The organism is Propionivibrio soli, assembly GCF_025770765.1.
In the GTDB taxonomy this organism is placed as follows: domain Bacteria; phylum Pseudomonadota; class Gammaproteobacteria; order Burkholderiales; family Rhodocyclaceae; genus Propionivibrio; species Propionivibrio soli.
Map to the genome: position 1 here is coordinate 189,001 of NZ_JANZKY010000011.1, position 9,368 is coordinate 198,368.

Consider the following 9,368-nt stretch of genomic DNA (forward strand, 5'->3'; position numbering starts at 1 on the left):
GAAACGTTGGATTTGATTCGGGGAAATATCGATTGAGGAGGGGAGTCTCTTGATGAGTAAGCTGTTACGCAACGCGAAACTGGCGTCGGCTCTCGGTTTCTTGATCGTCATCGCCTTGGTGTGGTTTGTCGGCCCTTTTGCCGGTCTTTCGCAAGAAACGCGGCTAACCATCATCATCGGAGTCATGCTGATCTGGGTTGTCGCGCTGCTCATTGGCCGCCTGCTTGCCGATCGTGCAGGAGTTCTGCTTGAGAAGGTATTGCGTCGCCAAACGGATGAGGCTGTCATTGGCGCAAACGCCGAGCAGCGACGCGATGTTGCGCAACTTCGGCAGCGCCTGTTGGCGGCGATCGATACGTTGAAAACATCGCAACTAGGGAAGACGAGCGGCAGGGCCGCCTTGTACGAGCTTCCTTGGTACCTCGTTATCGGCCACCCCGCTGCCGGCAAGAGCAGCGCTGTGCTGTACTCGGGACTCGACTTCCCGTTTGGCGACAAACAAGCGATTCAGGGAGTCGGAGGCACGCGCAACTGCGACTGGTTCTTTACGACCGAGGGCGTCTTGCTGGATACCGCTGGTCGTTACTCAACCCAGTTGGAAGACCGCCCGGAATGGCTGGAGTTTCTCAAGCTGCTGAAGAAGTATCGCGCCAAGGCCCCGGCCAACGGAATCCTCGTCGCCGTCAGCTTTCCGGAACTCGTCCAGCACAAGAGCGAGCAGTTTGCCGTATACGCGCGCCAGGTTCGGGAGCGCATCAACGAGATCGACGATGCTTTTGGCATCAAGGTGCCGATCTATCTTCTCTTTACAAAGATTGATTTACTCGGAGGTTTTGCTCAGTTCTTCGAAGATCTGCCAGACGAACAAAGGCAGGCCGTCTGGGGAGCTACTCTGTCTCACGATCAGGGAAGCGAGTTCGACGCAGTGCGAGTCGTGGGGCAACAGTTCGACGCACTGCATCGCGGCCTTGTGCAAATGGGTTTTGACAAACTGGCGAACAATCGCGGCAATGTTCGACGTCCGGCGCTTTTTGCGTTTCCGATCGAGTTCAACAACATGCGCGAAGCGGTGTGCAAGTTTGTTGAACTGCTTTTTCAGAACGACCCATACCATAGCAAGCCACTTTTGCGCGGCTTCTATTTCACCAGCGCCTTGCAGGAGGGTAACCCCCACCTCGCAGCAGGGAATCGAATTTCGAGGATTTTCGATCTTTCCCAGGACGGGCGCACTGCGATGCTCTCGCCGGCATCGAACAGTTTCTTCCTGAGAAGTTTGTTCAAAGATGTGATCTTCCCGGATCAACATCTCATTGGCCGACAAGTGAAATCTGTTGGCAGTCGCTTCCGTCTGGCCGGCATGGCGGCAGGTCTATGTTGCCTGGCGATTATCGCCGGTGGGTTGACATGGTCCTTTATCGGCAACCAGAAGCTTGTAGCGAGTGCACAAGAGGAGTTGACGGTGGCGCGCAAGCTGGCGGAGAGCGGGGAGCTAGTAGATCGCCTGAAAGCGCTCCAAATCTTGCAGTTGCGCGTCGAGCAACTGTATCAGTATCGGCGAGACGGGTATCCGTTCAGATTGGGTTTGGGACTTTACCAGGGTGAAGAAGTCGAGCGTGCCCTGCGCAAGGAATACTTCGCTGGCGTTCGAGACTTGATGCTCTCGCCAGTGAAGGTAGCGCTTGAAACCACTCTGTCGGGCTTGCGTGAGCCGGCGCGAGCCGTTCAGGTGCCAGTCCCCCAGGAAGAACCGAAATCACCGGCCCCAAAGATTCTGCCGAAGCCTCCCGCAAGCGGGCCCGATCTGCCTTTTATTCCGATTTCGTTCACGCTGCAGAGCGTAGATGAGGCGACCAAGCCGGCCATGGCCGTTTTCCGGAGTCATGGGACACCGGCCTTTTCAGTGATCCGTACGCAATTGTCAAGCGGTGCGGACTCAGACGTGACTAGGACCCCACGCCAAGGTTCGTCGGTATTGAACTCGCTGGCAAAGCTGCTCCCCGGTACATCGTCTACGGGTTCGCGGCTGGAAGACAGTTACAACGCCCTCAAGACATACCTGATGCTCAAGCAAAAGGAGCGGATGGAGATTTCTCATCTCTCTGATCAGATTCCTAAGTATTGGCGGCCGTGGCTTGCCCAGAACAAGGGCAAAGGCAGCGTCGATGAGATCAACCGGCTCGCGGAACGGATCGTGGCCTTCTATGTGTCTCAGATTGGCGAGGAGGATTTGCCCCTGATCGAAAACAGGGAGGACTTGGTCGCACAAAGCCGGGAAATCCTGAAAGGCAGCTTCCGACAACTGTCCGCCGCCGAACGCGTATATAACGAACTGAAAGCACGCGCGAACACTCAGTTTGGTCCAATGACCATCGGTCGCATACTGAACAACCGGGACCTCGACCTAGTTGCGGGAAGCACAACGCTTCCTGGCGCATTTACCCGTGAGGCGTGGGACAAATACTTCCGGGACGCAATCCTGGACGCAAGCAAAGGATCGATCAAGGGAGACGATTGGGTTCTCGACACTTCGTCCCTGGAGAATCTCGGCAAGGATGGCAACTTCGAACGCAACCGGCAAACGCTCGAGGGGTTGTACAAAGCCGAGTTTGTCAGAGAGTGGAAGAAGTTCATCCAGGGCGTCGCCATTCAAGATTTCGGTTCGCTGGATGTGGCAGCGCAATCCTTGGGGAAACTTGCCGACAGTCAGAACTCGCCGCTTAAGCTCATCATCGCGAAGGCTGCTTATGAAACGGCTTGGGATAACGCTTCGCAACTGAGCAAGTCCATCGAAACGGCAAAGAACTCCGTGATCGAGCGAACGGAGAAACTCGTGCTGGGGGGCACGAATCCAACACATGCGCCGGCCTCGGAAAAGCAACTTGGAGAAATCGGCGCTAAGTTCGCCTTGCTTGCTTCACTGACGACTCCCGGCGAGGGTGGCCGCATCCCTTTGGCCGCCTATCTCGACGTGCTCGCCAAGCTGAAGGTCAAGCTAGCGCAGATCGCGGCCAACCCGGAGCCTGGAACGCCCGCTAAGCAACTCATGCAGGCAACGCTAAGCGGCAGTGGGTCCGAGTTCGCCGAAGGTCTGTCGATGATCGACGGTGTATTGCTCTCGACGGCCGGGGATGACGCTCGCGAAATCCTCCGGCCGCTTCTCGTTCGTCCCCTGGTTCAGGCTTATGCGACGTTGATTCCTCCCGTCGAGCAGGAGATCAACCGCAGTTGGCGCTCGGAGGTCCTTACTACGTGGAAGAGTCTGTCCAGCAAGTATCCATTCGCGGATTCAGCGAACGAGGCCTCCTTGGCAGACATTGCCAAGTTCTTGAAGCCGGGGGATGGCCTCTTGCCGAAGTTCGTGGAGAAGAACCTCACCGGGTTGGTAACGCGACGGGGCGACCAACTGGTTCCGCGGACGTGGGCGAATTTGGGGGTCGCTTTCAATCCCGCATTCCTGTCCGGCATCGCCGGCCTGACCGCTGCCGGCAATGCGGTGCTTCAGGAAGGCGACGCGGCACGCTTCGAACTGCAGCCCGTTCCTACTCCAGGGCTGAGCGAGATCTTCATCGAGGTCGACGGGCAGGCTCTTCGCTATCGCAATGGACCACAACCCTGGAGCGGTTTCACCTGGCCTAATCCGCAACCCAACGTGGTACAGGGGACACGCATCCAAGCGGTGTCGTTCTCTGGCGTGGCGACCTCTGTTGCGAGCTTCGGCGGGCGCCTCGCACTCATGCGTTTGCTCAATCAGGCACGCATCGACGACCACGGCAACGGCGCGGCGGTACTTGAGTGGCGTTTCAAGCCCGCTAGCGCAGGGCCGGAACGCGGTAGTCCTGGCGGCGACCCTGAGGGTTCCGTAGTCCGTTTCAATTTCCGCATGGTGAGCGGGGCCAACCCGCTTTCGCTGTCGGGTTTCCGCCGCCTGAGCCTTCCGGAAAAAATCACGAGTAAAGGGAGTTGAATGCTTAACCTGCCTTTTAAGCGGATTGATGCGCAAACCGCCGCCACATACACATTATTCGGAAAGCTGCCTAACCGACCCGATTTCGTTCGGGTCAATGCGAATCATCCGGTCGTTCTGGAATTCGACGGTTTGGTTCAGCGCGTTTTTGATCGAATGTCTGCTGACGGCGTGGGATTCGAGGCAACCGGCGCAGTCGATTTTCAGTACGTGTCGCAGGATCAGAGCTACATCATGGTCGGCATTCTCGCCCCTAGCCATGACAGTGCCGGACGCCGGTACCCCCTGGTGGCTGCTGCAATTCTCCCGTACGAATCGATCGAGGGATATCTACCGGTATCGCCGATCGCGTACGAAGTTTTCTTTGATGGGTTGCGCGAGCAGGTGGCCAACGCGGTTGAGAACTCAGTCGAAGCGCTGTCATGCCGTCAATTCCTCGAAACGAATCTACGGGCCTACGATTCCGCCGACGATGACCTACAACTCGCGAAGAGTGTCGTGCAGCGTTTCATGTCGGTGGAACCGGCCGGAAGGGTGGCTGAGCTCCTAGCCGGCACCCGGTATCCGGCGACATTGCATCAGGCCCTGCTAAACGTCGCTTTCTATCAAGACTATCTGCGCCGGTTCGATAACCGGGCGACGAACCAACTGATCCTTCTTCCTCTGCCCGCCAATAAAGGAGAGCAAGGGCTGATGGCGAGCACTTGGTTGTCGCTTTTGTCTGCTCTTTGGAGCCCCTATGAGCGTGGCGTCGCATGGCGGGGAAGCTATCTCTTGTTGCGACGCCCAGACCACGGAGCGGAACTTGTCGCCAGTGTTGGTCGGCTTCCGGACAGTTTCGTCAATGTCATGCTTGGCGGAGCCGTCGAGCGCGGAATGTTGCTCGACCTGGGGATCGAACACGAGGCGTGGAAAAGCCACCGTATGTATGCAGAGGCTTCCTATGCTCTCGGCCGAATCCTGGTCGACCCAGATTTCCGTCTTTCAATGCTGTGCGGCTTCCTCGACGAAATGACACAGCAATTGGAAGTTAATGCTTGAACCCGATCGCAAACACAGGAGCTCGCCGCTCGTACGCCCTTATTGAAAGGAAGTCTCATGGCCAAGGAAAGCACACAGAAAAAGCTATCGCGGGTGCGTCCGCCCCGAGTCCAGATAACGTATGACGTTGAAATAGGAGACGCCATAGAAACCAAGGAACTGCCCTTCGTCTTGGGGGTCCTCGGCGACTATAGCGGCAATCCAAAGACTCCGCTGCCCAAACTCAAGGAGCGCAAGTTCGTCGATATCGATCGAGACAATTTTGACGAAGTTCTCAAGGGGGTCGCGCCGCGCCTCAACTTGCGTGTCGAGAACAAACTTAAGAACGACGGAACCCAGCTAGGGATGGAACTCAACTTCGGCAAGCTGGAAGACTTCGATCCGACGAACGTCGTCAACCAAGTGGAGCCCTTGAGAAAACTGCTCGAAGTGCGGACCCGGCTTTCCGATCTGCGGAACAAGATCAGCGGCAACGACAAGCTTGAAGAACTGCTGGACGAAATCATGCGCGATACCGAGAAGCTCAAAAAAATCGGCGCGGCGCGTTCGAAGAAGGGGGAGTAAGTCATGGGGACGCAAGAATTGGCAGTTCTCGATACGCCAGAGACAACCGAAGGTGAAGCGCTCGGGCTTCTGGATCAAATCGTCGCCCAGAGCAAAGTCGCGAGCTCTGAAACCGAAAAGGCGAGCACGCGCGATCAGATTGGGGAACTGGTCGACGAAGTTCTGGCTGGGACCGTCACGGTATCGATGGATCTCGCCGCAAGCATCGACATGCGGATTGCCCAGTTGGACGCCTTGTTGTCCGATCAGCTCAACACCGTCATGCATCACCCCGATTTCCAGCGACTGGAGGCGTCGTGGCGAGGGCTGAAATACCTCGTGATGCAGTCCGAGACGAGTCCGATGCTGAAGATCAAGGTCCTTAATACCAGCAAGAAGGATTTGGTGAAGGACTTCAAGACGTCACCCGAGTTTGACCAAAGTGCGTTGTTCAAGAAGATCTATGAAGAAGAATACGGCACGTTCGGGGGAGCTCCTTATGCGGGGTTGATCGGCGACTATGAGTTTTCCAGGCACCCGGAGGACTTTTATCTGCTGGACGAGTTGTCCCACGTCGCCGCATCGGCCCATGCACCGCTCATCACGGCGGCTTCACCGGCGCTATTCGGCCTGGAGAGTTACGTCGACATCGGCAAGCCGAGAGACTTGTCGAAAATATTCGATACCGTCGAGTATGCAAAGTGGAAGTCGTTCCGGGAGTCCGAAGATTCTCGGTATGTGGGCCTTGTGCTTCCGCACATGCTTGGTCGTCTGCCGTATGGACGCGAAACAGTTCCTCTTGAGGAATTCAATTTCGAGGAAGACGTTGACGGTTCCGATCACAGCAAATACTTGTGGTGCAATGCGTCCTATGCGTTTGCCGCCCGGTTGACTGACGCTTTTGCCAAGTTCGGCTGGCTCGCTGCTATCCGCGGGGTCGAGGGGGGCGGGCTTGTGGAAGGTTTGCCGACGCACACGTTCCGTACAGACGACGGCGAGATCGCCCTGAAATGCCCGACCGAGGTGGCGATCACCGACCGCAATGAGAAGCTTCTCTCGGACCTCGGCTTCATTTCACTCGTGCACTGCAAAAACACCGACTACGCGGCGTTCTTCGGCGGTCAGTCTGCGCAGAAGGCGAAGACCTACAACACCGATGCCGCCAATGCCAATGCCCGCTTGTCCACCCAATTGCCGTACATCTTCTCGGCATCCCGCATTGCTCACTACATGAAGGCGATCATGCGGGACAAGATCGGCAGTTTTGCGTCAAGGGAAAACGTTCAGGATTTCCTGAATACGTGGCTGGCACAGTACGTGTTGCTGGACGATTCGGCGTCGCAGGAAGCTAAGGCCAAGTACCCACTTCGTGAGGCAAGAGTCGACGTCGTGGAGGTGCCCGGAAAACCTGGAGTTTATCGAGCAGCGGCTTTCCTTCGTCCGCATTTCCAACTCGATGAGCTAACCATATCGCTGCGGCTGGTGGCCGAACTGCCGAAAGCCGCGCGATAGACGAGGGGCGCCGATCGCACTGTTCAAGCTGGCCAACCCATAAAGAAGAGCTAGGTGCGTTTATGCACGTCGCATGAAGTCGTGCGACTGTTTTTTGTACTAAAAGGTTGATTAACCAACAACTGGAGAAAGACGAATGGCATTTGATACTTTCATCAAGATCGACGGCATTCCCGGCGAGTCCACCGATGACAAGCATAAGGAGTGGATCGAGGTCGTCAGTTATGACCATCAGATCGAACAACCAGCATCGAGCACGGCGAGTTCAGTCGGCGGGGCAACGGCGGAGCGGGTCAATCACGGGGCGTTCAATTTTTCGCACCTCATGGATAAGGCGACACCCAAGCTCCTTGAAGCCTGCTGCACGGGAAAACATATCAAAGAGGTCACCATCGAGTTCTGCCGAGCGGGTGGCGACAAAGTGAAGTACATGGACGTCAAACTGGAACAAGTTCTCGTATCCCGCGTTTCCCAGGGTGGCACGACAGCCAATGAGTCGGGTTTTCCCGTCGAGAACGTGGCGTTGTCCTACGGCAAGATCAAATGGACCTACACGCAGCAGAAGCGGGCGGACGGTTCTGCCGGCGGCAACGTCAGCGCAGGGTGGGATCTCACGGCGAACAAGACGATCGCTTAATCCACGAGCTTCTGACAAAGCAGCAATGCATCGGCTGCGGTGCGAAGCCGTGGCCGGTTTTTGAACAGGAACACTTCGTCCACGAGGTGTTCCGATTGATGAAAAAGGAATAGTGATGTTGTGGAGATACAACTTGCGGGGGGCGGGTGCCGTTTTGAGCATTCTTTTGCTGGTTGGCTGTGCGAGCAACGAGACGAAGCCGGGGGACGAGTCCGATAACAAAGGAGCCGCTACAGCGGCCGCAGGTCAAGCAGGTAATGAACCGGCGCCAGCGCCCGCTCGTCCTGTCCCGCCGCCGAAACCATCGGTCGAGATTGCTAATCCGACGGTAATCACGTTCGAGAAGATGAGTGTGGCGTTGGATGGGAAGGCACGTGACACGATTGCAGAATTGGCCGACAAAGCACGCTCTTCGAACAAGCTACTGGTTACCGGTTATTGCGACCGTAACCAGATCAAGAACGCCACCGATTCTGCTGTTGCACGAGCCATCGCGGTGCGTGACGAACTGATGCGCCATGGGGTGAATCCGGCCAACATTTCGGTGAAGTTCTCGACCGTAAAGCCGAAGAAGCACGCGGCTGAAATCAAGTTCGACTAAGTAACATCGTCCCCATCCTTGCCTAGAGCGTGCGCCACCTATGAGTTCGCCTTCTGAGTTACTTGAGTCGCTGAAGGCCCGCGGCGTATCGCTTTTTAGCCAAGGGGACCGGTTGCTGCGGCTGCGTTTGGCCGCGGGGCGGGGGTTTTCCGAAGCCACGCTCTTGCCGCACCGCCTGCACGGCGAAGAAGGTCTCTCGGTCAATTATCGGTACGACCTCGAGTGCCTGTCGGCGAACGCCCACCTCGAACTCAAGACCCTGCTCGGACAACCCGTCGAAGTGGGGTTATTGCTTCCCGACGGCGGTGAGCGTCTCCTGACGGGCCTCGTCACCCGCGCCGAGCAGCTTGGGGCCGACGGCGGCTTTGCCCGCTACCGGCTGACCATCGAACCCGCGCTCGCCACGCTCGCCCACCGGCGCAACAGCCGGGTCTATCAGGACAAGAGCGTGCCGGCGATCGTCGAAGCGCTCCTGACCGAACACCGCGAGCGCAACCCCGCGTTCCTCGCGAGCTTCACCTGGCGTAACGACCTCACCCAGACCTACCCCGTCCGCTCCTACTGCCTGCAGTACCGCGAATCGGATCTGGCCTTCATCACCCGCCTGCTCGCCGAAGAAGGCATTTCCTGGCGCTACACCCACGGCCCCGACCCCGACACCGCCCCCCCGGGCGAGGCCGGTGCCCGGGCCGGGGGCGGCGCCGCTTCGGGGAGTGCTTCCGGGCGCACGTCGGGAGACGCCGCCGAGACCGACGCCGGCGCCGGCGTCCCCGTACACACCCTGATCCTCTTCGACCGCCAGACCGTCCTGCCCTCAAACCCGCTGCAACAGGTGCGTTTCCACCGCACCGACGGCGTCGAAGCCGACGATGCCGTCGATGTCTGGGAAGGCACGCGGCAGATCCAGAGCGGCCAGACCTCCCTCGCGAGCTACGACTACAAGGCCGTGAGCGTGCACACGGGCGGCGAAACGAGCCGTACCGACCAAGGGTCGGTGGGCACCGCGCTCAGCGACGGCCTCGAAGACTACGACCCGCAGACGCTCTACTACGGCAGCGACCCCGACGAAG

Annotated in this window: 7 protein-coding genes; all 7 read left to right on the forward strand. The window is 57.9% G+C overall.

Features of this window, described 5'->3' with window-relative positions:
- The first annotated feature begins 52 nt into the window (after window positions 1-52).
- Window positions 53-3,964: a type VI secretion system membrane subunit TssM gene (gene tssM, locus NZ453_RS14450; protein WP_263771376.1), complete on the forward strand. Its 3,912-nt coding sequence runs from the start codon at window positions 53-55 to the stop codon at window positions 3,962-3,964.
- The gene (tagF, locus tag NZ453_RS14455) at window positions 3,965-5,005 is read left to right on the forward strand and encodes a type VI secretion system-associated protein TagF (protein ID WP_263771377.1); all 1,041 of its coding nucleotides are present in this window, start codon (window positions 3,965-3,967) and stop codon (window positions 5,003-5,005) included.
- A 57-nt stretch (window positions 5,006-5,062) separates the two neighbouring features.
- Window positions 5,063-5,569 (forward strand): type VI secretion system contractile sheath small subunit, encoded by a 507-nt coding sequence (gene tssB, locus NZ453_RS14460; protein ID WP_263771378.1) that lies wholly within the window; start codon window positions 5,063-5,065, stop codon window positions 5,567-5,569.
- A 3-nt stretch (window positions 5,570-5,572) separates the two neighbouring features.
- On the forward strand, window positions 5,573-7,060 hold the full coding sequence (gene tssC / locus NZ453_RS14465) for a type VI secretion system contractile sheath large subunit (protein ID WP_263771379.1): 1,488 nt from the start codon (window positions 5,573-5,575) through the stop codon (window positions 7,058-7,060).
- A gap of 136 nt (window positions 7,061-7,196) precedes the next feature.
- Window positions 7,197-7,697 (forward strand): Hcp family type VI secretion system effector, encoded by a 501-nt coding sequence (locus NZ453_RS14470; RefSeq protein ID WP_263771380.1) that lies wholly within the window; start codon window positions 7,197-7,199, stop codon window positions 7,695-7,697.
- A 115-nt stretch (window positions 7,698-7,812) separates the two neighbouring features.
- Window positions 7,813-8,298 (forward strand): OmpA family protein, encoded by a 486-nt coding sequence (locus tag NZ453_RS14475; RefSeq protein WP_263771381.1) that lies wholly within the window; start codon window positions 7,813-7,815, stop codon window positions 8,296-8,298.
- A 40-nt stretch (window positions 8,299-8,338) separates the two neighbouring features.
- Window positions 8,339-9,368: type VI secretion system Vgr family protein (locus tag NZ453_RS14480; RefSeq protein WP_263771382.1), on the forward strand; the 1,030-nt coding region annotated here is incomplete at its 3' end.